Source organism: Pedobacter caeni (genome assembly GCF_900129215.1).
In the GTDB taxonomy this organism is placed as follows: Bacteria; Bacteroidota; Bacteroidia; order Sphingobacteriales; family Sphingobacteriaceae; genus Pedobacter; species Pedobacter caeni.
Window position 1 is genome coordinate 1,472,444 of the sequence record NZ_FQUQ01000001.1, and the last position, 25,864, is coordinate 1,498,307.

General features: G+C 41.5%; 28 protein-coding genes. 19 read left to right on the top strand and 9 right to left on the bottom strand.

Annotated elements, in window-relative coordinates; translation table 11 throughout:
- The first annotated feature begins 8 nt into the window (after nt 1–8).
- The 8 genes from BUC20_RS06315 to BUC20_RS06350 all read left to right on the top strand — a co-directional run bounded on the left by BUC20_RS06315 (nt 9) and on the right by BUC20_RS06350 (nt 6,369).
- Nucleotides 9–335 carry a YciI family protein gene (locus BUC20_RS06315; RefSeq protein ID WP_073228784.1) on the top strand — a complete coding sequence of 109 codons (327 nt, stop codon included), beginning with the start codon at nt 9–11 and terminating at the stop codon, nt 333–335.
- 5 nt (nt 336–340) lie between these two features.
- Entirely contained in the window at nt 341–1,594 is a 1,254-nt protein-coding gene (locus BUC20_RS06320) for an RNA polymerase sigma factor (protein WP_073228786.1), read from the top strand.
- Entirely contained in the window at nt 1,584–2,669 is a 1,086-nt protein-coding gene (locus BUC20_RS06325; RefSeq protein WP_073228787.1) for an NADH:flavin oxidoreductase, read from the top strand. Before BUC20_RS06320 ends, BUC20_RS06325 begins: the two co-directional genes overlap by 11 nt.
- A 240-nt stretch (nt 2,670–2,909) precedes the next feature.
- Nucleotides 2,910–3,785, top strand: coding sequence for a toxin-antitoxin system YwqK family antitoxin (locus tag BUC20_RS06330; RefSeq protein WP_073228789.1), 876 nt, complete (start codon nt 2,910–2,912; stop codon nt 3,783–3,785).
- Nucleotides 3,786–3,896: 111 nt separating this feature from the next.
- On the top strand, nt 3,897–4,232 hold the full coding sequence (locus BUC20_RS06335; protein ID WP_143166716.1) for a toxin-antitoxin system YwqK family antitoxin: 336 nt from the start codon (nt 3,897–3,899) through the stop codon (nt 4,230–4,232).
- Nucleotides 4,198–5,061 carry a hypothetical protein gene (locus BUC20_RS06340; RefSeq protein ID WP_143166717.1) on the top strand — a complete coding sequence of 288 codons (864 nt, stop codon included), beginning with the start codon at nt 4,198–4,200 and terminating at the stop codon, nt 5,059–5,061. The genes BUC20_RS06335 and BUC20_RS06340 overlap by 35 nt, the downstream gene beginning before the upstream one ends.
- 19 nt (nt 5,062–5,080) lie before the next feature.
- The gene (locus BUC20_RS06345) at nt 5,081–5,473 is read left to right on the top strand and encodes an FEKKY domain-containing protein (protein ID WP_143166718.1); all 393 of its coding nucleotides are present in this window, start codon (nt 5,081–5,083) and stop codon (nt 5,471–5,473) included.
- Complete coding sequence (locus BUC20_RS06350; protein WP_073228795.1) at nt 5,470–6,369, top strand: retropepsin-like aspartic protease; 900 nt, start codon at nt 5,470–5,472, stop codon at nt 6,367–6,369. Before BUC20_RS06345 ends, BUC20_RS06350 begins: the two co-directional genes overlap by 4 nt.
- A gap of 30 nt (nt 6,370–6,399) precedes the next feature.
- On the opposite strand, the gene BUC20_RS06355 is transcribed toward BUC20_RS06350, so the two are convergent.
- The 4 genes from BUC20_RS06355 to BUC20_RS06370 all read right to left on the bottom strand — a co-directional run bounded on the left by BUC20_RS06355 (nt 6,400) and on the right by BUC20_RS06370 (nt 10,286).
- The gene (locus BUC20_RS06355) at nt 6,400–7,044 is read right to left on the bottom strand and encodes an START domain-containing protein (RefSeq protein ID WP_073228797.1); all 645 of its coding nucleotides are present in this window, start codon (nt 7,042–7,044) and stop codon (nt 6,400–6,402) included.
- 40 nt (nt 7,045–7,084) lie between these two features.
- Complete coding sequence (locus BUC20_RS06360) at nt 7,085–7,789, bottom strand: hypothetical protein (protein ID WP_073228799.1); 705 nt, start codon at nt 7,787–7,789, stop codon at nt 7,085–7,087.
- Between the two features lie 5 nt (nt 7,790–7,794).
- Complete coding sequence (locus BUC20_RS06365; protein WP_073228802.1) at nt 7,795–8,781, bottom strand: hypothetical protein; 987 nt, start codon at nt 8,779–8,781, stop codon at nt 7,795–7,797.
- A gap of 62 nt (nt 8,782–8,843) precedes the next feature.
- Nucleotides 8,844–10,286 (bottom strand): aminotransferase-like domain-containing protein, encoded by a 1,443-nt coding sequence (locus BUC20_RS06370; RefSeq protein WP_073228804.1) that lies wholly within the window; start codon nt 10,284–10,286, stop codon nt 8,844–8,846.
- A 98-nt stretch (nt 10,287–10,384) separates the two neighbouring features.
- Here BUC20_RS06370 and BUC20_RS06375 point away from each other — a divergent pair, with 98 nt between their 5' ends.
- Complete coding sequence (locus BUC20_RS06375) at nt 10,385–11,086, top strand: aspartate/glutamate racemase family protein (protein WP_073228807.1); 702 nt, start codon at nt 10,385–10,387, stop codon at nt 11,084–11,086.
- A gap of 111 nt (nt 11,087–11,197) precedes the next feature.
- On the opposite strand, the gene BUC20_RS06380 is transcribed toward BUC20_RS06375, so the two are convergent.
- Nucleotides 11,198–11,914, bottom strand: a complete 717-nt coding sequence (locus tag BUC20_RS06380) for a DUF2071 domain-containing protein (protein WP_073228809.1) — start codon at nt 11,912–11,914, stop codon at nt 11,198–11,200.
- 93 nt (nt 11,915–12,007) lie between these two features.
- Between BUC20_RS06380 and BUC20_RS06385 the strand changes: the two genes are divergently transcribed.
- The 3 genes from BUC20_RS06385 to BUC20_RS06395 all read left to right on the top strand — a co-directional run bounded on the left by BUC20_RS06385 (nt 12,008) and on the right by BUC20_RS06395 (nt 14,269).
- Nucleotides 12,008–12,346: a YciI family protein gene (locus BUC20_RS06385; RefSeq protein WP_073228812.1), complete on the top strand. Its 339-nt coding sequence runs from the start codon at nt 12,008–12,010 to the stop codon at nt 12,344–12,346.
- A gap of 16 nt (nt 12,347–12,362) precedes the next feature.
- Nucleotides 12,363–13,625: an RNA polymerase sigma factor gene (locus BUC20_RS06390; RefSeq protein WP_262497408.1), complete on the top strand. Its 1,263-nt coding sequence runs from the start codon at nt 12,363–12,365 to the stop codon at nt 13,623–13,625.
- A gap of 62 nt (nt 13,626–13,687) precedes the next feature.
- Complete coding sequence (locus BUC20_RS06395) at nt 13,688–14,269, top strand: PhnA domain-containing protein (RefSeq protein ID WP_073228817.1); 582 nt, start codon at nt 13,688–13,690, stop codon at nt 14,267–14,269.
- Between the two features lie 148 nt (nt 14,270–14,417).
- Here BUC20_RS06395 and BUC20_RS06400 read toward each other — a convergent pair whose 3' ends face one another.
- Nucleotides 14,418–15,221: an alpha/beta fold hydrolase gene (locus BUC20_RS06400; RefSeq protein WP_084528588.1), complete on the bottom strand. Its 804-nt coding sequence runs from the start codon at nt 15,219–15,221 to the stop codon at nt 14,418–14,420.
- Between the two features lie 88 nt (nt 15,222–15,309).
- On the opposite strand from BUC20_RS06400, the gene BUC20_RS06405 reads away from it, so the two are divergent.
- Nucleotides 15,310–15,663: a winged helix-turn-helix transcriptional regulator gene (locus BUC20_RS06405; protein WP_084528590.1), complete on the top strand. Its 354-nt coding sequence runs from the start codon at nt 15,310–15,312 to the stop codon at nt 15,661–15,663.
- A gap of 7 nt (nt 15,664–15,670) precedes the next feature.
- Here BUC20_RS06405 and BUC20_RS06410 read toward each other — a convergent pair whose 3' ends face one another.
- A complete protein-coding gene (locus BUC20_RS06410) occupies nt 15,671–16,102 on the bottom strand; it encodes a hypothetical protein (RefSeq protein WP_143166720.1) in 432 nt (143 codons plus the stop codon).
- A gap of 13 nt (nt 16,103–16,115) precedes the next feature.
- The gene (locus BUC20_RS06415; protein ID WP_073228822.1) at nt 16,116–17,123 is read right to left on the bottom strand and encodes a hypothetical protein; all 1,008 of its coding nucleotides are present in this window, start codon (nt 17,121–17,123) and stop codon (nt 16,116–16,118) included.
- A 215-nt stretch (nt 17,124–17,338) separates the two neighbouring features.
- Here BUC20_RS06415 and BUC20_RS06420 point away from each other — a divergent pair, with 215 nt between their 5' ends.
- Entirely contained in the window at nt 17,339–18,121 is a 783-nt protein-coding gene (locus BUC20_RS06420; RefSeq protein ID WP_073228825.1) for a DUF695 domain-containing protein, read from the top strand.
- Here the strand turns inward: BUC20_RS06420 and pncB are convergent.
- Entirely contained in the window at nt 18,105–19,286 is a 1,182-nt protein-coding gene (gene pncB / locus BUC20_RS06425; protein ID WP_143166738.1) for a nicotinate phosphoribosyltransferase, read from the bottom strand. The two genes, BUC20_RS06420 and pncB, sit on opposite strands and share 17 nt — an antisense overlap.
- 288 nt (nt 19,287–19,574) lie before the next feature.
- Here pncB and BUC20_RS06430 point away from each other — a divergent pair, with 288 nt between their 5' ends.
- The 5 genes from BUC20_RS06430 to BUC20_RS06450 all read left to right on the top strand — a co-directional run bounded on the left by BUC20_RS06430 (nt 19,575) and on the right by BUC20_RS06450 (nt 25,864).
- Entirely contained in the window at nt 19,575–20,714 is a 1,140-nt protein-coding gene (locus BUC20_RS06430) for a sterol desaturase family protein (RefSeq protein WP_073228830.1), read from the top strand.
- 177 nt (nt 20,715–20,891) lie between these two features.
- The gene (locus tag BUC20_RS06435; RefSeq protein WP_073228832.1) at nt 20,892–21,431 is read left to right on the top strand and encodes an SRPBCC family protein; all 540 of its coding nucleotides are present in this window, start codon (nt 20,892–20,894) and stop codon (nt 21,429–21,431) included.
- A 12-nt stretch (nt 21,432–21,443) separates the two neighbouring features.
- Complete coding sequence (locus tag BUC20_RS06440; protein WP_073228835.1) at nt 21,444–23,789, top strand: GAF domain-containing protein; 2,346 nt, start codon at nt 21,444–21,446, stop codon at nt 23,787–23,789.
- A gap of 59 nt (nt 23,790–23,848) precedes the next feature.
- Entirely contained in the window at nt 23,849–24,757 is a 909-nt protein-coding gene (locus BUC20_RS06445; protein WP_073228836.1) for a helix-turn-helix domain-containing protein, read from the top strand.
- A gap of 105 nt (nt 24,758–24,862) precedes the next feature.
- Nucleotides 24,863–25,864 (top strand): aldo/keto reductase, encoded by a 1,002-nt coding sequence (locus BUC20_RS06450; protein ID WP_073228839.1) that lies wholly within the window; start codon nt 24,863–24,865, stop codon nt 25,862–25,864.

Here is a 25,864-nt window from a genome sequence, read left to right on the forward strand (position 1 = left end):
TACAAACGATGAAAGAATTCTTATTAATCTTCAGGCTGAACAATGCTTCCAATGTGAAGCCCTCAGCTGAGCAAATCCAGGAAAGAATGAATTGGCTGGCAGGTATTGCCGCTCAGAACAAGCTGGCCGACAAGGGGAACACCCTATCTACACTGAATGCAAAAACAGTAATGCCCGATAATGTAGTAACCGATGGCCCTTATGCGGAAATCAAGGAGTTTATCAGTGGTTATATCATTGTAAAAACAGAGACGATTGAGGAAGCTGTGGAATTTGCGAAAGGCAACCCTATCTTTAAACTGGGCGGTAATATAGAGGTAAGAGAAGTGCTTTAAGCGTAATGGCAACAAGTAGAGATCAAGCGCTTATCCCCCAGTTGTTCAGACTGGAATACACTAAAATGACGGCAGTCCTGTGCCGTCATTTTGGATTGGAAAACATAGCTGTTGCAGAAGACCTTGTGAGTGAAACATTTCTAAAAGCAACCGAGGTATGGGCTTTGAATGGCCTGCCGGAAAATCCAACGGCCTGGTTATATACTGTGGCTAAGAATAAAACCAGGGACTACCTGAAAAGGAATGCGGTCTTTGAAACGCAGGTCAAAAGAGAGGTTAAGCCGGAAGAACGGGAGCCTGACTGGGATTTCAATGAAGAAAGCATTACTGATAGTCAGTTGGCCATGATTTTTGCGGTTTGCAATCCCGGAAATTCTACTGAAGCGCAGATTTGTCTGGCTCTTCAGATCCTCTGTGGATTCAGTATAGAAGAAATTGCAGATGCTTTTCTCAGCAAAAAAGAAACAATTAAGAAAAGGTTGTTCCGGGCAAAGAATGTCCTTCGTCAGGATAATTTTCAGATCAGAACATTGCAGGAAACTGTAATTACTTCCAGACTTGATGCTGTTCTGAAAACCTTATATCTCTTGTTTAATGAAGGTTATTTCTCAAAGTCTAACAGCCAGCTCATCAGAAGAGAACTTTGTTCAGAAGCCATCAGGCTTACACTTATCCTCACAGAAAATGCATGGACCAATGTTCCTAAAACCAACGCCCTTCTGGCTTTAATGTGTTTCCAGAGCTCCAGACTGGATGCAAGAGCAGGTGATTCGGGAGAAACCATTTTATACGAGCGGCAGGATAAAAGTTTATGGAGTCAGGAGCTGATCGACAAAGGGAATTATTACCTTGTCAATGCCTGTTCCGGAACGGAAATCTCAAAATATCACCTGGAAGCCGGCATCGCCTATTGGCATAGTACCCCAACTGATCAGCATAAATGGCAACATATTTTACAGCTGTACAATCAGCTTATTCTGATCGAGTATTCCCCTATAACTGCGCTGAACAGGACTTTTGCCTTCGCCAAAGTTTATGGGAATGAAAAGGGAATACAGGAAGCAGAAAAGCTGAATCTCAGGGACAGCAGTGGGTATTATGCATTATTAGGCTATCTCTATACCGACACCGCAGCGGATAAAGCAATTGATCTCTATCAGAAAGCCATTGACCTGACAAAATCTCTCCCGGAAAAGAAAACGCTAAGGAGCGCAATGGAAAAACTAGATCAACAAAAATCAGATGACGATGAATATTGAAAGCTTATTCAGGCCATTCCGCCTGAAATCATTAAATACAAGAAACCGCTTTGTAATGTCACCCATGACAAGGTCGTGCTCTCCTGCCGGAATTCCGACAGCAGATGTTGCAAATTATTATAGAAGAAGGGCTGAAGCAGAAGTAGGCCTGATCATTTCCGAAGGAACAGTGATCGACCGTCCATCGGCTGCCAATGAACCTGATGTTCCTGATTTCCATAGGGACCAGTCGCTGGCCGGATGGCAGAAGGTTATTGATGGCGTACTGGAAGCTGGTGGACAAATGGCGCCGCAGCTCTGGCATATAGGAATCCAGGAAAATCACCATTCAGGATGGTTGCCCCCTGCCCCTTTTGAAGGCCCATCCGGGATTGGAAATGGAAGGGCCATGACAGATGCCGACATTGCAGATACGATTGCTGCTTTTGGCCGCTCGGCTGCACATGCCAAAAAAATGGGCTTTAACAGTGTGGAGGTTCAGGGCGCACATGGTTACCTGATAGACCAGTTTCTCTGGGAGAATACGAATAAAAGAACCGATTTTTTTGGTGGTAAAACTTTAGCAGAGCGCAGCAGGTTTGCCGTAGAAATCGCAAAAGAGATCCGAAAGCAGGTTGGAGAAGATTTTGCATTGATGATGCGGTTATCCCAATGGCGGTTCAGTGATTACCACAACAAACTGGCAAAAAGCCCGGGAGAGCTGGAATCCTTATTGATACCGCTTGCAGATGCAGGCATCGACATTTTTCATTGCTCAACACGCCGGTTTTGGGATCCTGAGTTTGAGGGATCTGACCTCAACCTCGCCGGATGGGCAAAAAAACTTACAGGAAAAGCCACCATCACCGTTGGCGCTGTGGGCCTGGATAATGATGTGACCACCATCTTTACGAGCGAAGGCTCCAACCCTGTTTCTATTGATGAGCTTATTCGAAGAATGGACAACAACGAGTTTGATCTGGTAGCAGTAGGCAGATCGCTCTTGGCAGACCCCTATTGGGTTCAGAAGGTAAAGGAAAACCGGATGAATGAATTCCAGGGATTTGACAAAGCAGCATTGGGCAGATTGGTTTAAACCAATCTGCTTTTCAGCACCTTTTCTGCTACCGTCGTTCCTATGGTCTCTTTAATATCAAATACTCCTTCTTGCCCATGAGCGGCAGCGTGTATGATAAAGCTAAACAGAATCATACAAACAGATTTCATTACCTCCTGGTGCTTAAATTACATTTTATTATAAATCACATAATTAATCTATTGAATCGCTATTCCTTCATTTAAAATTTTATAAATTTACGACAACAAGAACATTTATATGAGCATTAAAATCAGGGAATGGCAGGTTAATCTGCTCAAAAAAACGACCTCTATATTGGTCGTAATGCTCCTAACCGGCAATGCCTTTTCTCAAAAGATCAATACTTCAGTCAGGGTTAAGATCGGAGAATCGGACTTCGCTTTTATCAATAAGGTAAAAATTGTAGACTTAGAAACAGGAGTACCAGTATTGCTGGAAGACCGGAAATATCAGATTGAAAACCCCAGTCAAAAGGCAACACTGGAAGTCAAAGACGACTTGATTGAGGGGACCCTTTCGGTTATGGAGCATATCAGCCTTAAAACCGATTATATCATCTCCAATTCTTTGGTGGTATCCTATAAAAATTATGAAAGAAAGCAGCTAACACTAGAGGTTTACCGGGATAAAGAAGTCATCCGTTATAAGGGATATTATCCCAATCAGACCATGAGATCGGAAGGTTGGACCTCAATAAATAAAAATGAGCATTTTGGAAATGGAATTTCGAAAACCTATTACGAAAACGGAAAGTTGGAAAAGATCAGTAATGACATTACCGGACTCGATACCACCTACTATCCAACCGGAAAAATACAATATGTTACAGGGCCAAATTTTGCTGAAGATTATGGTAAAGACGGAATCATCCATACCAAACAATATTTTAAAAATCAACTTCGCTATATAGAAGATTATAAAGCGGGAAAGCTAAATACGCGCAGTTATGAAAATGCAAAGAAGGAAGAGGTAAAGGAATATTACAAAAACGGAGTTCTGGATGGACAGGAAATCCTAAAAAGCATTAACGGATCAAAACGGATTCTGACCTATAATAAAACCGGGAAGCTCATCAAAAATGAGCCATTCGAGGTCGCTCAGGATCAACTTTAGAAAATATAAAAACGCTTAAAATACCGCATTGGTTGATGAAACCGAATCATCTTTATGGTTCCGGATATGTGGAAGAAACCAAAAGTACCAAGCTTAATAATTAATGATGCAATGATAAGAGTAGATTTTGATGATGATGATTTACAATATAAATCAATTGATGCGGGTGGTGGTAATATGTATGATTATCGGGGACTGCCGTTTACAGGGACTATAGTAGAATTTCATAACAATGGAAATTTAATCGGGGAAACCGAATGCAAAAACGGATATACGAATGGCTGGCAAAGGCTCTATTACAGCACCGGGCAGATAGAACGGGAATATTATGTGGAATGTAACCGGAACTATAAAAGCTATAAGTGTTGGGATGAAGTCGGTAAATTACAGATGCACATTGAATATGATGAAAATGGGAACGAAATCTCTAAACTTATCTATAGGTAGGTTCTTACTTATCAAAAATCAGCCCCTGGAAGTCACTGGGATGTTTCTGATCATATTATTGAACCTGATGCTGATCCTGAGCGCTTGCCATTCTGAGGAAGACAAGCGCAGGAAGAAGCAGAAAGAAGAACTTGTATTACCTGTAACGGGAACTAAAATGGGAATAGGATTGATCCATTTTAACACGAATAAACCCCTTATGCTATACCAATCAAAGACAGATACCCTACCTTACGATTCGATACAATTTGTAGCCCGGAAAACCGGCCTGAACAAAGGCCGATGCGACTTTCGAACAAAACACCTGGGGGATAAACTTCAACCTTATATCCTATCCGAAGGAGACTCTGATGCCGATGCTAAATCAAATATAAATATGGGCTTGATACGTTTTGTCCCACAGCTGGTGTTTAGGGTCATCGACAAAACCGATGATGGAGTTCAGGTTTTAATCAACGAGAAGACCTATGAAACAAGCTTTGTACGGGTAAATCCTAAAAAAGATTTACGGATAAATATGGATGACAATGGTGGTTTCTTTGATCCGAATTTTAACCAGTCCAGGATCCCTGATTGGTTTTATTACGAAACCTGGGAGCAGGCACTGAAACGGGCAGCCTTTATCGATTATGATCCTAAGGAACTGTATGACAAACCTAATGGTAAAAAAATCCAAAAGAATGAAACTTACCAGTTAAAAGTCGATATCGTACAAGATGACTGGATCAGATTTGTAGATAATTACACTGAAAAATTTCATGGATGGACAAGATGGAAAGTAAAAGACAGCATTATAGTTCAGATTACATTAAATGGCGGGTATGAATAGTGTTCATAATGATACAAAGATGAAAATTAAGTTATGTTGCTACGGATTACTGCTGGTATTGTTTATTTCCTGTACGCAAAAAAATGGTCACACAGCCAGAGGTAAGGAAACCGTCATTACTGCGGATAGTACGTTAAAATGGGTAGATTATCGTTTTGGTGAGCTGCCACCTGTTGGATATTATATGGCCATGGACAGCATCATCCGGAAATGGGGCATCCGCTATGAACGTGTGGAAGGTGGTTGTGATGTGAGGCCTGACGAACAAAGAGTGTACGAAAAAGACAATTATAAGTACTTCCGCATTCTGGAAAACACTTATGGTGAAAACTGGCGGGAGCGCTTCAATGCCGAGGTATCAGCATTGGACCGTAAATTTCAAAAGGACAAACAAACCTATAAAAAACAATGAAACTGATTTATTTATTACTCCTTTCTATCATCACTCTTAATGTTTCAGGACAGTCGAAACCAATCAGCATTATCCCTTTTAAACTGGAAAAAAACTGTATTTACCTTTATGTTAAGGTAAATGAAAAAGACAGTGTTAAATTTCTGTTCGATACCGGTGCAAATGGCTCAGTGATCAATAGCCAATCTGTTAAAAAATTAGGATTAAGCGTTGACGGAAAATCAGAAAACAAAGGTTCAAACGGAACCAACACCGTAGAACAAAGCAATGGCAACAAAGTAAGCTTTGGAACAATCGAAAGAAAAAAAGTAGATTTTGCACTCATTCCATACGATACTGATGCCTTTGATGGCGTATTTGGAACTGACTTAATGAAAGGAAACACCGTTGAAATTGATTACAATAAAAACGAAATCAGATTTTTTAAGGAAGATGATAAAGAAGTTGATTATTCCTCCTATGAGAAAATGAAACTTCATCTGGTTGATGATTATCCTGCCGTTGAAAGTAGTTTTACCGTAAATGGACTAAAATATTCCGGGCTATTCGGCCTTGACAGTGGTGCGGATGATATACTGACCCTCGCCTCTCCTTTTGTACGTAAAAACGACCTGGTTCAAAAAATGAGAAAGATAGGTGCCGCATCTTTTCAGGGTTCAGACGGTTCCACTTACGAAATGCCAATTGTTTTATGCCCTTCAATAGAATTCTCCGCTAAATTTCTTTACAACATTCCTGTTTCATTATCTGCTTCTGTTGATGGGATTGATGCTACAGATAAAATGGCAGGATTTTATGGAAACAGTTTTCTGAAAAGATTCAATACCATTATCGACTTTAAAAATCAGCTGATCTATTTTAAACTAAACCGTAATCTGTATACGGGCTTCGATTAAACGGTTTTTGAGTGGGAAACCTGCTCAAAATTAATCCAGCAGGTAATCAACAACCGCATTTTTATATACAGGTTTCTGCACCTGCAGTTTGAGGTTTTTAATGATCCTGAGTGGCCCCTCGGCAGCAAACATATTGATCAGCCATGGCGGCAAAGTTCCTCCGGGATCTACATGTATTGTGTATTCTATGTTTACGTGGCCAGCTCCTGCCGGGCTGATGATCCATTTCCCTTTGGAATCCTGGATTCTTACTATACCTTTCTTTTCAGCCACATATCCCTTTACGGCTGGTCCATCTATGGTAACAACCTTTGTAACTGCATTTTGGCTAACCTTTAAATGTGCCACAAAATCCCGGTTCTGTAAAGGCCAGGGCAAACTGATTTCTGAATAATAATAAATTTCATCAGGGGAAACTCTTTTGATCAGTGTGCATGATTTTGTATGGTATACCCAATCTACAGCAGATTCCACATCCATCAACAAGGCCACCACCTGTGATGCAGTTGCTTTAACATTACATTGTGCCTTTACCGCTTTGATCCTGGAGTTTGGCAATACCCCGGTATAAATCTTTATCCCCTCTTTTTCGACTTCGGGTATCCAATTGTTTTGCGCTGCAACAGGAATAAACTTAGCAGTTAACAGCAAGGTGATCAATAATACTTTATGCATTTTTGAAGTTAAAAGTATAGATAAGGCAAAGGTGTAAATTTTAATCCTGTTTGAACTCCTTTAATGTTCCATCCGGATTAAACTGAATGAAATAACGCTCCCTGGTGCCATCAATGTTCATCGGATACCATTCGATCCGATGCTTGTAGATGGTAATGTAAGTATGGTCACTTGCCTTCGCTCCTTCAATATGGGAAGCTTTTTCATTATAGATACCCGTTACTTTGGCAACGTTAGAAAACGGGATACTATTCAGCGAAACCAGGTTGCTCTTTACGTCGTCTTTTACAGATAATTGCTTAGGCTTGGGTGCAGACCACTTACCTGCATTGTATTCATAACTATCTACGTACTTAGGGTTTTCAGGATGCTGAAGCATGACCGTGATGTGGCCATCATTATAAAAATTAATATTCAAATAAATGAAAATTTCCTTTCCCAGATATTGGGGTAGTTTTTTTAAGTCGTTTTCGGCTTTTGTCAGCTGATCAACATTCGTTAAAAAACCAATTGCTTTCCCTTCAACATGTTGTTCTGTATAGGTACTGGTATGTGTTTCTACGGTAGTACTGCTGGTGGTTTCGGTTTGTGTATCAAAATGGTCTTCATTTCCGGCGGGTTTAGCCTGCGCCGTTTTATTGGCTATAGAATCATTTGGCTGAAACGTTTCCTCGACACTTTTCGAGATCTGCTTACAACTAAAGAGAATCTGGCTGCAAATCATTAGGGCAATTAACTTCTTCATACGGTTTAGCTTAATTCATTTAAATCACTGGCGAAAGCAATCCGTGTAGGATCGGATTTGAGGTAAAAAATCTCCATATGTTCGACTTTTATACTGTTTAAATCCAGCAGGTTTACAATCTTTTTTATATTTCCGTTATACGTTTGCTGCTTGTCGTCGGTATATTCCAGCTCGAAACGAATCATAGGCTGTTCGTTAATATAGGTTCCTGTCTGACTGGCACTGATGAGTCTGGCATTTGTCCTTACTCCTTTAAACTTAATTAAAGGGCTATTGTCCCTGTAATCTCCCCCCAACTTGTTAACCACAAGATCTACTAAAATCCTGTAAAATAAAAGAACCAGCGGACAAACGATTAGTGGGTGCCCAAAACTCATAAACCTCCAGCCCATACCATGACTTTCGGATTGATAGGCATAGACATAATATCCCAGCAGAACGACCAGGATTGCCAGCACACCCAGGGTTCTGAACAAGACAATTTTGGTATGTATTTTCACTATGGTACCTGAAAAAATAAAGTAGGGAATACGTTTCATTTCCTTATCAATCAATAGCACTACCTTTTTCCCAACCTCATAACGACGTTCAAAAGGTTTACTGTCTGTCACACCAGACTTCTGCACAATTTCTGTACCTACCAGGTTTTTAAAGGCCAGCTCCAGCAGATAAGTATCCATTTCTGCTCCTGGCCTGGTTACCTTTTTTACACTTAAAATCCGGGCCTCTCTAGGTTCTCCTTCCTTTTCCAGGTACTCAATATTCTTTTTGGAAGTAAAAACATTTAACACCCATTTTTGGTAAAAGACCACCAGGACAACAATCCACATGATGATGGATGCCGCTAAAATAAAAAGGGAAAGCCAGGGGTTACTCTCTCTGAGTCCGTTGATGTCATCCTGATTAGTCGTAGAATAATAGATGATCATGGGGAATGGAATGGCAAAGAAAAGGCTATAAATTGTCCAGAAAATTAAAGCGCCACGTTTCATCTTTTTACAAATTAGCAAGGATTGATCAAATACCAAATAAAGCTAGCAAATAAGGAATACGCTCAGAAATTAATTGTTCTTTTTTTCATCTCGTCCCTGATCATGTTTCCCAATTGCCGGATGGCCTGTTCTATTTTTTTGCTCCACAGGTTACTACAACTCATCCGGATATAGTTTGTATAATCTCCACGGTTGGAAAACAGGCCTCCCGGAGCAATCTGAATATGCGCTGCGATTGCCTTTTGATGAAGTACAACTGCATCAACTCCTTTGGGCAATTCAATCCAGAGTACCAGGCCACCTTTCGGTCTGCTCACTTTGGTTTCTAAAGGAAAGTATTGCGCTATGGCCTGTAAGGTCAACAACATCAGTTTGTGCAACTCAGGCCTTAACCTGCGCAAATGGCGGTCGTATGCTCCTGTATTTAACAGTTGCAACAGCGACAACTGAACGACACTTGCTGTAGCCACATTGGTGACCGCTTTCAGTCTGATCACTTTCTCTGTAAATCTTCCCGGAGCACACCATCCGACGCGGTATCCGGGCGCTACAGATTTAGAAAAAGAAGAGCACAACATCACCCATCCATCCTCATCGTAGCTTTTTATATTTGAAGGTCTTTCTGCATCAAAGTGGAGATCCCCATAAATATCATCATCAATAATTGGTATCCTCTTTCGCTTTGCAAAGGCCGCGATATCTCTTTTCTTCTGATCGGACAGCATCGCTCCGTTGGGATTGTTAAAATTAGAAATCAGTACACAGGCAGCCACCTGATGCTCCTCACATACCTGCGCCAACTGATCGAGGTCAATTCCCGATAAAGTATCTCCCGGAAGTTCTACTATTTTCAGCCCGAGTGCTTCAATCGTCTGAAGGATTCCGTAGTAAAAAGGCGTTTCTACAACGATGGTATCCCCTTTTTCGGCTACCGCTCTCAGGCATAGGTTTACAGCTTCCAATGCCCCGTTTGTAATGACCACATCTTCTGCATGGAGTGCGCCAAACCATCGGAAAGACCTCCCGGCGATTGCCTGTCTCAGCAAAGGATTTCCATTGGCCTGTTCGTATAATAAATGTGCGCCTGTCAGGTCTCTTGAAGCATGTTGCAGACTTCGTCTGATCGCATTAAGCGGCAAAAGGCCCGGGTCCAGCACCGCATTAAAAAAAGATATAAAAGATTTGTGCTCCTGGCCTTCCCTGCTGATTTCGTGTAAAAGCGGATTAACCCTCACTTCACTTGCAGCAGATACCCTTTTGCAGCTTTGTGGTAAATCAGCATTCAGGATAGATTTTCTCAAGACCACATAGCCTGAACGCTCCTTGCCCAGAATCAGGCCTTTATCGATCAGTAGCATAAAAGCCTTCAATACCGTACCTACACTCACCCGGAACCGCAAACTGATCAGGCGCAAAGAAGGAAGTTTCTGACCAACAGGATAAACCTCTGTATTGATTAATTTCTCCAGTTCATCTGCAATGCTCAGGTATTGAAACGCTTTCATCTGTTATACTTAAATAGTCAATTTCTGTATCTGTTACAGTTACTCAAAGCTATCTACTTTTACCTCATAAAAACAATGAATTTTAAAAACTTATACAAATGAAAAGAATCGGACTTGTTGGAGGAATCAGCTGGACATCTACCGTAGATTACTACCGTTATATCAATGAAGGCGTAAATGAACAACTTGGGGGACTAAATTTTGCAGAATGCATCATCTACTCCGTTAATTTTGATGATTTTCAACGTTTCAATGCAGCATACGATTGGGATTCGACTTTTGAATTGCTCGTTAGCGCTGCTGAAAATCTGAAAAAAGCTGGTGCTGAAGCCATTGTTTTGTGCGCCAATACCGCCCATATTGTGTCAGACCGGATTGCAGAAAGGGTAAATCTCCCGCTTATAGACATTACGACAGCGGTTGCAGACGCCATTAACAAAGTAAACCTGAAAAAAGTAGGATTACTGGGAACCACCTATACGATGGAATTGGATTTCTATAAAGACAAACTGATAGCCAACGGAATTGAGCCCCTTATTCCGGAAAGTCAGGAAGACAGGGATTATATTGAAGATGCCTTAAGAAATGAATTGGGACGAGGGGTACTGAATCCGGAAACCAAAAAGAAATACCTGGCCATTGTGCAGCAGTTGATAGACAGAGGTGCAGAAGGTATCATTTTGGGCTGTACAGAAATTCCGTTGTTAATTCATCAGGAAGACATTGCAGTTCCTGTTTTTGATACGACAATGATCCATGCTGAAGCTGCAGTTGCCTTTGCAGTAGCAGCTGACAAATAAGTATTTCTCCCTTTATCACTCCGGAAAGGGTGATCCCCGACCCTTTCCGGTTATTTACAGGAGCTGACATTGATCTGATGTTGTATTTATATCAGCTGTATTGCCCGGCAATCAGGCCTCTGCCGGTGTGGAGACGCTATGCCACTCATGCTCAATTTCTGTCATCAATAAGGCGTGGTCAAAAACAACGGATCCTTTTGGAAAGAGGTGCTGATCTTCAAAAAAACTGGAGCTGACCTGTGACACCTCCAGGGCTCTCATTTCCCATCGGTAAGTCTGTAGCTTAAGACCGTCAAATTGCTTTTTATTTGGAGAATACCCCAAAGAACCCTTTTCGAAAAAAAGAGAAGCTTCATCTAAAGTCTGAAATATAGAGTTCTCAGTCAGAAGCTCCACTTCTTTTGCATCAATAGAAACACCTGTTTGATCAGCACTTACAAAATCAATATGATACTGACCATTTGCTTCTTCTACATTGAATTTTGCAAGATGATGAACTCCGGGAAACAGCCAGCCACCGACAATGGTATTGAGTCTTAGCGAAGTGTCCCTTCTGGGGATATACACCCCTTCCCTAACCTCCCCGCCTTCATCCCACTCTACTGCAATCCTGTGCGCTCCGTTTTCTGAAGAAACACCAACTAAATCAGGAAAACCTTTCGGCTTTATATTTTTCAGGCGGATTAAACAAATGCCTGCAATTGCCTTGTCTTTATAAATTTTAGGGCGAAACGGAAAAGGGAGCAGCTGTTGTACTACCGCCGGATCAGCAGTATAATTGATCAATATCCTTCGTTCAATGTTACCGTGTATAGTAGGTATCTTCATTGGTATATAAAATAAATGAACTATTTTGTCCCTAAACGAGCTACCCGATTGTCAACCTTTTAATTAACCAGGTATTTATTAAACAAACGATTTATGAAAGAGTTTTTAATGCTGATCAGAGAAAATGCGGAGTACGGAGAAATGACTGCTCAGCAAATGCAGGATGACGTCGAAAAACAGATCAAATGGGTAGAAGAACTAATGGCGAAAGGCAATTTTAAGGATGGAAACCCGCTTAATCCTGATGGGGCACACGTTAGAGGAAATGTCATTACCGATGGCCCTTATGTGGAAAGCAAAGAGTGTATCAGTGGTTATTATTTTCTGCTGGCCAATTCTTTGGAAGAAGCAACTGAACTGGCTAAAGGATGTCCGTCATTAGCGCTTGGCGCCACTGTGGAAATCAGAGAAATTATTCAGGTTGAGTTATAAAGAAAATATTCCTCAGTTGACAGCGCATCTTTTCCGCGAAAATTCGGGAAAGATGACTGCTGTTTTATCCAGGATTTTTGGATTACAGCACCTTGAACTCATCCTGGACATCGTTCAGGATACCTTTGAATCTGCCCTGACCAAATGGCGGTTCAGCGGAATCCCGGATAACCCTTCCGGCTGGCTGATGAAAGTTGCCAGGAACAAAGCCTTAAATGCAGTTAAAAGGGCACAAAAGACCGAATCATTTTCTACTGAACTATTGCGGTCCGCATCAATTGATCTGGAAGAACAATTTGACATGATCTGCTCAGACGATGAAATTAAAGACAGCCAGCTCAGGTTGCTGATCATCTGTTGTCAGCCTGTATTTTCCACCAGAAATCAAATCATCATCACCTTACACATCTTATCCGGGTTTGGCGTTCCTGAGATTGCCAATGCGCTGTTGATGAAACACGAGGCAGTAAAGAAAAGCCTGAGCAGGTGTAAATCATTGCTTAAAGAAAGAGCTGATTTATTAAATGTCCGGGTGCTGCTTCCTTCAGAAGAGCAGACAGAAACTTTGCTTCGCATTTTATATTTAATTTTCAACGAAGGTTACAAAACAACAAGAGCTAAAAAGGGCATCAATAACGACTTATGCTATGAGGCCATCAGGTTAACTCAGCTGTTATCGGACCACAAAAACGCCTGTTTCCATCAGGCCAATGCCTTGCTGGCTTTAATGTTTTTTAACCTGTCGAGGTTTCCTGCCCGTTTAACGGAAGCCCTGGAATGGCTGAGCCTGGCCGAACAGGACCGGACACGCTGGAATACGAAATTCATTCAGGAGGGCTTTTACTACCTGAACATCTCTACTCAATCTACACAACTTCACCGCCTTCATCTGGAAGCCATTATCGCTTCTTTGCATTGCACAGCTCCCGATTTTAAACAGACAAACTGGACCAGGATTGTATATCTCTACCAACAGCTGGAAATCCTGGAACCTAACTCCCCCTATATCCGGCTAAACAGAATTATTGCGCAAAGTTATCTGCAGGAAGCCGCAGCAGGAATCAGGGAGATCGATGAATTGGAAATGAACTCAGGGCTACAAAAAAGCTTCCTTTTCTCTGCCACCAAAGCCGATATCTACCAAAGAACCGGAGACAAAGAAAAAGCAATCACCGCCTATGAACTGGCATTACAGCTAAGTAACGCTCCTCTGGACAGGAAATTCTTACTACGCAAAATTGCAGCATGTAAATCGGACAGCAATACCGGTTCGGCATAGCTACAGCTAAGGTTTACCGCTTAAAATAATTATCTTCGCGTTTTGATACATAATATTAGGATATGAAACTGGAAGAACTATTGCTGCAGAGAAGCGAAAACAAATGTGAATTGTGCCAATCCGGAGATACGGTTAGCGTATATGAAGTACCTCCACAGTCAAAGAGCAATGAGGACAACTGCATCATCGTTTGTGGTAAATGTTTATCACAGATTGAGAATAAAGAAGAACTGGACAGCAAACACTGGGCATGTTTAACAGGAAGCATGTGGAGTGAAGTTCCTGGTGTACAAGTGGTTTCCTGGCGTTTACTGAACCGTCTCAGCAATGAGAGCTGGGCAATGGACAACCTGGACATGATGTACCTGGACGAAGAAAGGTTAGCATGGGCAAAGTCTGCAGGTCTTGAAAATGCTGCAGCAGCAGAATTCCATAAAGATTGTAACGGCGCTATTCTGGAGGCAGGTGATTCCATCGTTTTAATAAAATCACTGGATGTAAAAGGTTCCACATTAAATGCAAAAATGGGAACAGTGGTAAAAAATATCCGTCTGGTAGAAAACAATACCGATCAGATTGAAGGTAAGATTGAGGGTCAGGTGATTGTGATCCTTACAAAATATACGAGAAAACAAGGCGCTTAATTAGTACCATTGTTTTCCGAAAAAGGCTGATCATTAATGAAATGATCAGCCTTTTTCTATTGATAGGCATAGCGGACCTGACCATCCTTTACCAAATGATATTGGCCGGGTTTGCAATTAAATCTTTTAAGAAATACTGCTGGTTAACTCATTTTAACGATTCCAGCATTCGGGCGAGTTCAACCGGCATACTGATCATTGCATCATGCCCCGTTTTCAGCTCCAGATACTGCCAATCCTTACCGGCCTTTGCTTCCTCAGCAAATGGCTTGATGGCACGGAGTTCCGGATTTGTACAGGCAATATAAGTCAGTGGCAAACGATTACCGTATGGATGTTTAAGTACCAAACGTTGTGTAAAAGTTCTAAAGGGCTGATTTGTTAAACGTTCATTCACCCATTTGATATCATCCGGATTCGTAAGACCGAAGAACTCAGCCGACAAAAAAGGAAGGCTCAGGCCTTTGTCAAATTCTGTAGCGGATTTATTAAAACTCATGCGGATATCTTCCGGACTCACATCCATTGCACTTTGCCCGTTTTTCATCAGCATGGCATCAAGGAATACCAATTGCGACAGCCTTTCCGGAACACGGTCTGCAACACCGGCAATCACTGCCCCGGCATAGCTATGACCGACCAGAATGACCTTGTGCAGGTCTTCCGAAAGGATCAGATTGACAATATCTGTAATGTGCGTATTCAGGTCAATGTTGCTGTTTAAGGTGTGCTTTTGCGCTCCCAGTCCACTTAACGTTGGGGTATAAACGACCTCTCCTTTTTCCTGTAACTGTCTGGTCACTTTTTGCCAGCACCAACCTCCATGAAAGGCGCCATGTACCAATACAAAAACAGGTGTTTTTTTCTCCGTTTGGGCATTGGCCTGAAAAACGATGAACAATAACGTGAGCAGGAAGTAAAATGACTTTGCATTAATTAATTTTATTTTCATAATGATTTATTTTGTGAGAGCAAAGGTCGCCAGCCACATCTGGTCACACAATAACTCACCCTAAAGTGAGTATCAATTCTTATTCATTATGTCGAGTAAACTAAAACCGGGAACATCAAATGCCAATAACCTATTGGTACTCAGCTGCAAATGTGAAGTCAATGAGGTACTGCGAAACATTAGTACTCGGTGGAAGATGCAGATTCTCCATAGTATTGCCAGAGACGCCCGTCAGTTCAGCCTTCTTAAGAATGCTTTTCCCTCCCTATCCGATCAGATATTAGGCAAGCGGCTTTCAGAACTGGTTGCAGAGCAGCTCATTGATAAAACTATTGTAGAAGAAAAAGCACCCATGAAAATCATATATACTCCCACTACAAAAGGTATGGAGTTACTAAAAATCATTGACGATTTGCACCAATGGGGCTTGAAGTGGGAATGATACCAGGCTAGGCCATTGTTTCTTCTTCTTCTTTTGCGATAGGAAGCATCAGGCTGACCAGTCCCATGCAAAGCCCAATTGGCAGCAGGAAATCAAATGCGAAGTCCATAAAACGCCCCAGATACTCTTTCCCTGTATATTGTTGAAAATCAGAAATATAATTTTCAGAAACAAACCACCAGATGATCAGACTAAAGAAAAGGAAAGGGGTTGCAAACCGGAAAAACACATTGGGAAATAGTATCCCCCTGGCCTCCAGGGCAAGAATTACAAAACAGTATATGATCGTGAAAATAAATACTCCGGGACTGCAGCTGGCAAAAAAGTACAAAGCATATAAAGAGTCAGAACTTGCGGTACAGACAATGATCGCTAACAGGGACACCAATAAAGCGATCGTACACACTCTTGAGGTGGATAGACGTTGTGGCTTTCTCATTTTTATAAACTGTTTAATTAGACTTTAAAATATAACAGCGATTGTTCTCCTTACAGATGATTGCAAAAGGCATCGTCTTTCCTCTAAAATACTCGAGTGAGTGAACATACTTAGGTGGTTGTTTCCCCACAGATTCATTTAAAGTCATTCCTGTACTCACTTTTAAAGTATCTTTTCCCATCATGATATTTAAATAAGCAGTTCCATCCCATCCCTCATATCCTTTACTATCTTTACGGAAATTAGCCACATACAGGTACGGATTAGGTACACCCAGCTGATCCAGGTTTAATTGTCTGATGGTATCGAGGCTCTTTTTTTTCTCTCCTCCGGGCATCGTCTTCAGGTCTTTACCATAAAGTGCATACCATTTGTTCCGAATTAAGAAGATGGCCTTATCTGTTTTTGTATCATAATATTTTCTTTTTTCCCTTTCAGTAGTCCCATTCCCCCAGAGCATTTGATAGCCAAAAAGCTGAACAAGCTCCGCATCCCTGTAAAGGGTTTCATAACGTTGTTGTAAAGCCTTAGTTCCTAGTTTTAAATCCTCATTTACCGGTAAATATTCCCGCTTTTCCTGATGACCATCTAAAAACCAGGAGTAATAATAGTTCGGATGAATAATGTATTCTCTGTTTAAGCTGATATAATAATCCTCAACCAGCAACGAATCCACAAGGCGACCACTTGAATCAAGCCTGTAATAAACATTCCCATCGCTATAATTGGTTTCTTCTTTTACTGTATTTAACATGACCATTCCGGTTACCGGATCCATCAGCGGAGGAAGAAGTCTACCCCTATCCAGGTTATTGGCAAATAATGACTTAAGCTCCAGATGAGCATTTTTAGCACCCGAATCCAGAGGCAGATAAGCGGCATATTGAGCGGGTGTCGGGGGTTGATCTATCGTGTTCCTAAATGCGAAATGGAAAAGATGGGTCAGCAGAAACAATCCACCAATGACCACAAGCAACATTGCATTTGTTTTATAGGGATTCCTTTTCTTCGATCCTTCCATTTAATTCGTCTTCTAATCAGATACTAAGTAAGTATAATTATTTTTTCTTTCCCGGATAAAATCAATAAGCGTAGCTATTAAATTGACAAATGATCACAATCGGGTGCTAAACGCGATGGTATCCGCATTTTAAAAAACTTTTTCCTTATTATCATTGTTACCAATTTATTTCTCACAATAATACTACTTTTACCTCAACCATAATTAAAAATAAAATGAGCAATACCACGACAGACTTAAAAGAAATTCCTGCAGACTGGGATAGTTATTTCAGCCGGGTAAATGACCTTCCGGCTTCTATCCGTTTAAACCTGGCCTTAAACCAGATCGCCCCTATTCCCGGTTTGTCAAAACTATTGTGGTTTGGCGTCAAGCTACAAAAACCAGATGAAAATGGATTTACAACCAACGAGGAATTCCAGACCATTTGTGATATTGAAGATGCGGTAGATGCAGCCTTAACCAAAATCAATGCCTTGTTTACCGCAGCATTGAAATCTGCAGGCAAACTGGAATTGTTCTTTTATGCGCCAACAAACGAAGGATATGAAAGCCTGGTCCAACAGGCTATGATGAGTTTTCCTCAATACCAGTATGCGACAGACAGTTTTGAAGAGCTGGACTGGAAAACCTATTTTGAATTCCTGTACCCCAACCATTACGAATACAAGTGTATACAGAACGGAAAAGTATTGAGACAGCTTCAAAAAAGCGGAGATGTGTTTGAGCTGGAACGCGAAGTAGACCATTGGATTTATTTCAATTCAGAAGAGGACATGAAAGCGTTTAGTGATGAGGTTAACGGATCCGGATTTAGGGTCTTGTCGCAGGACAAACATGACCGTGAAGACTTCCCTTATGTGCTCAACATCTCCAGAAAAAACACCGTTTTGCCTTATGAAGTGAATAATTATGTCTGGGAATTAGTAGAAACAGCAGAAAAACACAATGGTTCTTATGATGGCTGGGGATGTCCTATAGCTAAATCTGAAGAATAGTTTTTGCCAGATTGATCACCCGTTCAGTTCCGGTATATTTTCCATGTTCGTCGGAGAGCTTCACCACTTCTGTCCATTCCCCATCTTTAGGATGTGCTTCGGTCATTTTAATGACGATATTCATCGGATCGGGACCGGCATCATTGGTGAGGTTCGTCCCTATTCCAAAAGACATTCCTATTTTATCCCGGCAGTAGTCTGCAATGCGGGCTACTTTTTCATAATTTAAACCATCGGAGAAAATAATGGTTTTGGATTTAGGATCTATGCCCATATCCTGATAATGGCGGATCACTTTATCCGCAAACAATACCGGATCACCACTGTCATGTCTTACCCCATCAAAAAGTTTAGAAAACATCTTGTCAAATTGCTTAAAAAATACTTCGGTAGTGTAAGTATCTGATAAAGCAATCCCCAGGTCTCCACGGTATACATTTACCCAGTGTTCCAGCCCCATGGCATTGGCCATTTTAAAGCCATACCTTGCTGCATGAAACATAAACCATTCATGGGCATGTGTCCCGATAGGTTTGGTCTGATGAAGCATCGCCATATGGACATTGCTCGTTCCGATAAAGGAACCTGCTCCATACTGACTCAGCGACTGCAAAACAAGCCGGTGAACCTGATAAGAATACCGCCTGCGGGTACCAAACTCCGCCACGGTTACCCCTAAGTTCCTCAGGCTCTCTATCTTTTTCCGGGTAACTTCAATAATCTCTTCATTGCTGATTCTTTCTGAGCCACTGAGGACATAAAACAATTCACAGATCATGGACATTAACGGGACCTCCCATAGGATAGTCCGGTACCACAGGCCTTCTACATGAACCTCCAGCTGATCTCCCTGTTGTTCTATACGTACTTCTTCCGGATTGTAACGGTAACCTTCCAGAAAATCAAGGTATACCGGATCAAGGTAAGGACAAGTAACCTGCAGGAAATGCTTCTCTTCTTTACTGAGTTTTAGTGAGGCCATTTGATCTACGGCTGCCCTCAGTGCTTTTGAAAAGCCCGGAGGAAAAGAATGCTTGCCACGATTGATGAATTTATAGCGTGCACTTGCACCTGGAAACAAGCGGATTACGCCTTGTTGCATGGTGATCTTATAGAAGTCGTTATCAAGAATCGAAGAAAGTGCGGCCGTAGGGTGTAATTGCATCATTAGCTGTAGACAAAGTTTATTCCAAAACTACCGATTTTGTTTTATTTCTTTTGATCTGCCGCAATGATGATGATCAATGCAAGGACCTCAGTTTTATCTGCCCTCTTCATGCGTTATGCAATAGAAAAGCCTTTTTTACTCCTCAGAGATCGGTTTCTGGCAAGAAAAAAAACAGAAGCGCTTGTTTTATAACAGAATTTACCCTTAATTCGTTTCGGGAAAATATTTAAACCTTATACATCACCACAATTTCTGTTATTAATTTTTTTATAGAATAGCTATATTATGTCACCAAATAAACGTTTGAAGGTCGGCCAGGGTCAGATCAGTGGATACATCTCCATATTTTTAGCCACCCTTGCCCTGCTGGGAATTTTCTGTTTCCGCTATCCTGAGCAACTTACCACTCCTGAATTTCGCGAAATCTATACAGAAGAAGTGGTAGAAATGATGATGACTGTAGGAATTATCGCTTCCTTCTTTTTTGCCTTACTCAGCCTGATTTTAAGTAAAAGGATCAAATGGGCTTTAACCGGAACTTCGATTGCGGCTACTGCAATTGTACTTGGTGCATTTACTGTTCAGGGAAGAAGTGTAGAAAAAACCAACTGGCACTTCGGTCTGGACTGGATGATTCTGGACCTGTTACTGATGACCGCCATTTTTATTCCACTGGAACTGTTCTTTCCTAAAAACAAATCTCAGACTAAATTTCATGAGGAATGGAGAACTGACCTGATGTATTTTGTGATCAGCCATTTATTTATTCAGTTTTTTGGAATCGTAACACAAAAACCTGCCGTTTTATTCTTTGGCTGGATCGGATTGGAACAGGTACATTTATGGGTACAAAGCCTTCCTTTCGCCCTGGCCCTGTTTCTGGCTTTCTTTACAACGGATCTCTTTCAATATTGGGCACACCGCTTTTTCCATACCCGCGTATACCTATGGAGGTTCCACTCTATCCACCACTCTACACAAAGTATGGATTGGCTCGCCGGCAGCAGGACACATTTTATGGATATCTTCTTTACCAGGGCAATGACCTTCATCCCTTTATATATCCTTGGGTTTTCGACGACTGTTTTTAATGTGTACATCATTTTCATTGCCATTCATGCGGTGTTGATTCATGCCAATACCAGGATCAATTTCGGACCATTGAAATACATCTTCACCACGCCTCAATACCACCACTGGCACCACTGTGAGGATCCTAAATATTATGGGCATAACTTCGCTTCCATTTTTCCTTTTATCGACTGGATGTTCGGCACCTATTATCTTCCGGGAAAGAAATGGCCTGCAGGTACAGGAGTACATGAGGCACAATACCCGAAAGGCTTTGTCAAACAGTCGATTTACCCCTTTACCAAAAGTCCTTTCGATACCGATTTGAATATGGAAGAACGCAGTGACCGATAAGCCTTGAGGAGAAATCAATTCTATTCTGAAATTAAAAAACAAAATTAAAGAGAAAAAAAACATAAGGTCCTGGATATTATTTAAAAACGAGGGATGAGCGCATTGTTTTTCCAAAAGAGGGATGTAATTTAGTAGTAACAAACTACTTAAATCAACCACCACTAAACGAGAAAAACAATGAAAATCTTAAAAGTAATCTTAGGCGGGATCGTACTGATTGTGGTACTGCTCCTGATTGTTGCCTTATTTGTTAAAAAGGATTATGCAGTAGAACGGGAAATCACCATCAACAAACCCAAATCTCAAGTGTTTGAATACATCAAACTCCTGAAAAACCAGGATTTGTACAGTGTATGGCTTAAAAGGGACCCTGCTGCAAAGAAAGAATATAAAGGAACGGACGGTACCGTCGGTTTTGTAGCGGCCTGGGAGAGCAAAGATAAAAATGTAGGTAAAGGAGAACAGGAAATCATAAAAATCACAGGAGAAGAAAGGATAGATATGAAGCTTCGCTTTAAAGAACCTTTTGAATCAAATGATGATGCTTATATGATCACTGAATCGGTTTCAGAGACCCAGACTAAAGTAAAATGGGGCTTTAAAGGAAGAATGAAATATCCGATGAACCTCATGCTGTTGTGTTGGGATATGGAAGGAATGCTTGGTAAAGACCTGCAAAAGGGGTTGGATGATTTAAAAGTGATCCTCGAAAAGTAGTATCTTAGAGACATGAAGCAAGTCATCCTGGACCTTTCCGGTAGTAAAGTACAACTTTTAGAAGCCGACGCGGAGCTCTCTTTCAGACCTTTTATCGAATACCTGAGAAGAAGGGTAAAAGAAGAGCAAACGATCAAGCGGTCTTATTATGAGCTGACACTGGCGGAGTTTGAAAAGGAAAAAGGCTGCGAAGCGGATATTCCACTGGAAGATGTTCATCAGTATGAACTCCTTTTAGAATACATCTATGCCTCTCTTTCCCCTGCCCAGGAAGATGATAAATTTGTAGCCTGGGGGATGTGTTTCCCACTTCAGCCCATCACCTTTTATGGGACAGATTCCCTGTATGAGTTGTTAAACAACAAAAAAGCAAGTGAAGAAGATTACTTTAAATCCAAAACTACTGAAGAATTTCACAGGGAAAGGTTAAGGTATGTCTATGCTTTTATTCTGCAAAAATTATACAAGTTCCACATTCCTTTGCCAAAGGAAAAGTATCACTCAGGAATCAATAAGGAAACCGGTTTACTGAGTTATTATCAGGTCAATGTCAACACTGATTTCATAGAAGTTAAAGTAAAAGGAAAACTGCCGGAACTCGATTTTCGGCAGATCCATGAACACCTTGCTGATGGCGTCGGATACGAAATGCTGGAAAGTGTGCTGCCATTGAACTTGTTTCAGTTCAGGGGTTTTTCTATGCTTACCGTACATGATGTAACCGCTAAACAAGCGGTAGAAAACATCAATAAAATACGGTTCAACCGTAGCTCAGGCGAAAAAGAAGAAGATTATGATGTCGTTATCCAATCCTTAAAAACGCTACTTCAGAATAACCGCATTGAGTTCGACCTCTTTCCTTTTGTACGGGTCAATAACAAACCGGTATTCGGCTATGAAAAAGGAGGTACGGGAATTTTATTCTCTGTATGGGGAGAAAAAAGACTTTCTCCGGAGACTTTCCAGCAATTGGCCACAGCATATTCTGACAAACCCAATTCCTTCTTTTCTCCGGATATTACAAAAGAGAATCTGGAACAATTTGCATTTCTGGTCAGCTTCATTGAATTAGGGGTCAGGTCTATGGCCTTAATCCCTTTATTTTACAACCATGTTTTGGTGGGTGTTCTGGCGATGCATACTTATGAAGGCGAATTGTTTAATGAGTCGGCATTGGCCCTGCTGGAACCGGCAATCCAGCCATTGGCACAATTGCTGCAAATTTATATTGATGAGTTTAACCTCGAAATAGAAGGGATCATCAAAGAAAAATTCACTTCTATCCAGCCTTCGGTGCAATGGAAATTCAATGAAGTCGCCTGGCATCACCTCCATAATAAAAAGAAACACCTGCCTGAACGAACAGAGTCCATCTATTTCAATGATGTCTATCCTTTGTATGGTGCCATTGACATCAGAAATTCTACCATTGAGAGAAACAGCGCCACCAGAGCTGACCTGGAGTATCACCTGAACCTGGCTTCGGAAACACTGCAATCGTTAAAAACCGGCCACAACTCTTCCCTGATGGAAGAAATGGTCTTCAATTGCAGAAAATGGCAGGAAGGACTCCATCAGGAACACTGGAACACCACCGAGGAGAATAACCTGAACGGCTTTCTGAAAACGGAACTGACAGATTATTTAAACCACCTTGCCCAACAGGACGCAAAAACAAAGAAAACGGTAGATAAATACCTGGAACGCGCCACCAAAGCAGATGGCGAAGTGCATAAGAACAGGTATGCACTGGAAGTATCCATGCAGATGATCAACAGCGCGGTAAACAATTATTTTGAAGCCGAAAAAGAAAAACTCCAGCAGTCTTATCCCTGCTATTTTGAGAAATTCAGAACGGATGGTGTGGAGTACGACATTTATATCGGGCAGTCTATTGCTCCCGGAAAGCCTTTCAACCATTTTCACCTGAAAAACCTGCGGCTCTGGCAGCTTTCTTCGATGGCGGCAATTGCAAAACTCACCCATTCCCTCCTGCCGGGAATGCCAAAGAAACTGCAGACCACACAACTGATCTTCGTACACAACCAGACCATAGACATCAGCTTCCGTTCAGACGAACGTAAATTTGATGTGGAAGGTGCGTACAACATCAGGTACCAGATGATCAAAAAGAGGATCGATAAAGTTTCTGTCAGCGAATCGGGTGAACGCCTGACACAGCCGGATAAACTGTCGATCATCTATTTTAACAAGAAAGATGTGGAGGATTACCTTCCATTCATCAAATACCTGCAGGAAACAGGAATCCTTCAGCCCGAACTGGAAGAGCTTAACCTGGAAGATGTGCAGGGCCTGAGCGGCTTAAAAGCATTGAGAATCGGAATTGTTCAGGAATAATTCCGGAATTATGATAATTTCATGGTAAACATATTGTTTGAATTTTATAGTTTTATAAAATGAACCATACCGAAACCATTGAAGAATTTTATCAGCGTGTTCCACAAGCCAATGCCTCCGGTCATCGGTTAAACAATGCGGGAGCAGGTCACTTTAATGTATATAGCCGTAACCATTGCAGAGTCCAGGCCCCCTACAGCCGCCGTGATTTTTATAAAGTCTCCCTGATTATTGGGGAAGGAATACTCCATTATGCAGATAAATGGATCGCAATTGACCGCCCTGCCCTTCTTTTCTCAAATCCGGTGATCCCCTATTCCTGGGAAGCATCGTCAGAAAAACAGGAAGGTTGGTTCTGCCTGTTTACCGAAGCATTTATCAACGCCAATGAACGTAAAGATGGCCTGCAGGACTCTCCTTTATTCAAAATCGGTGGTAATCCGGTCTTCTTTATTGACGAGATACAACAGGAAGAAGTTTCTGCTATTTTTAGAAAAATGGCTGCAGAAATGGACTCTGAATATACCCACAAGTATGATTTGCTACGCAATTACCTCCACCTGATCATTCATGAAGCCATGAAAATGCAACCGGCAGGAAGCTTTGAAAAACATGCCAATGCGCCCAGCAGAATTACCAGTCTGTTTATGGAGCTTTTAGAAAGACAGTTTCCGATAGATAGCCCTGAAGAAGCATTACGCTTAAAAACAGCAAATGATTATGCGCAAAGTTTATCCGTACATGCCAATCACCTGAACCGTTCTGTAAAGGAAGTGACGGGAAAAACGACCACTGCACTGATTTCGGAACGCATTACCAAAGAAGCACGGGCACTCTTACAACATACCGACTGGAACATTGCAGAGGTAGCCTACAGCCTCGGCTTTGAATACCCGGCCTATTTCAATCAGTTTTTCAAGAAACATACCGGAGTAACTCCCGGCGATGCACGAAGCATGGCTGTTTGATCATCATAAGAATCATGACTGTTTGATTATTATAATCATCTGTTTGAATCCTATAAACAGCCCATTTCCTTTTCCCGCTAATTTTGATTCATAAAATAAAACGATATGAAATACAGAAATCTAGGAACAACAACAGAAAAATTATCGGCTATAGGTTTGGGATGTATGGGCATGAGCTTCGCTTACGGACCAACTGATGATACAGAAAGTATCGCTACTTTACATAAATCACTGGACCTGGGGATTAACTTCTGGGATACTGCCGATATGTACGGCAATGGCCTGAATGAAGAGCTGATCTCCAAAGTACTGGTTCCAAACCGGGATAAAGTATTTATTGCCACCAAATTCGGTTTCCGCTTTAAAGATGAAAATGCAGGAGCAAGCAATGTGAACGGCACCTATTTTGACGGCTCTCCGAAATGGATCAAAATTGCAGTAGAAAACAGCTTAAGGCGTTTAAATATTGACACCATCGACTTGTACTACGCCCATCGGATTGATCCAAATGTGCCTGTTGAAGATACAGTAGGTGCCATGGCAGAACTGGTGAAAGAAGGAAAGGTACGGTACCTTGGCTTAAGTGAAGCTTCGCCTGCTTCCATCCGGAAAGCCCATGCCATCCATCCTATTGCAGCGCTGCAAAGTGAATATTCTTTGTTAACCAGAGATGTGGAAGGAGAAATCCTGAGCACAGTAAATGAACTGGGTATTTCTCTTGTCCCTTATTCCCCATTAGCCCGTGGCCTGGTGATCAATACGACAGACATCAGTAGCTTGCATGAAAGTGATTTCCGCAAAACTTTACCGCGATACAGTGGGGAAAATCTGGAAAACAACAAATCTTTATCCAATGATTTTGCAGCACTGGCTAATGATAAAGGCTGTACCCCTGCCCAACTGGCAATTGCCTGGGTATTGGCGCAGGATGATCAGATCATTCCTATCCCGGGGACTAAAAAAAGGAAATATCTGGAAGAAAATGCAGGTGCTGTGGATGTACAACTTTCTGAAGCTGATTTACGGGCGATTTCGAAAGTGATCGAACAGTATCCGAATACAGGTGCACGTTATAGTGAAGGTGCCTTGAAAATGGTCAACAACTAG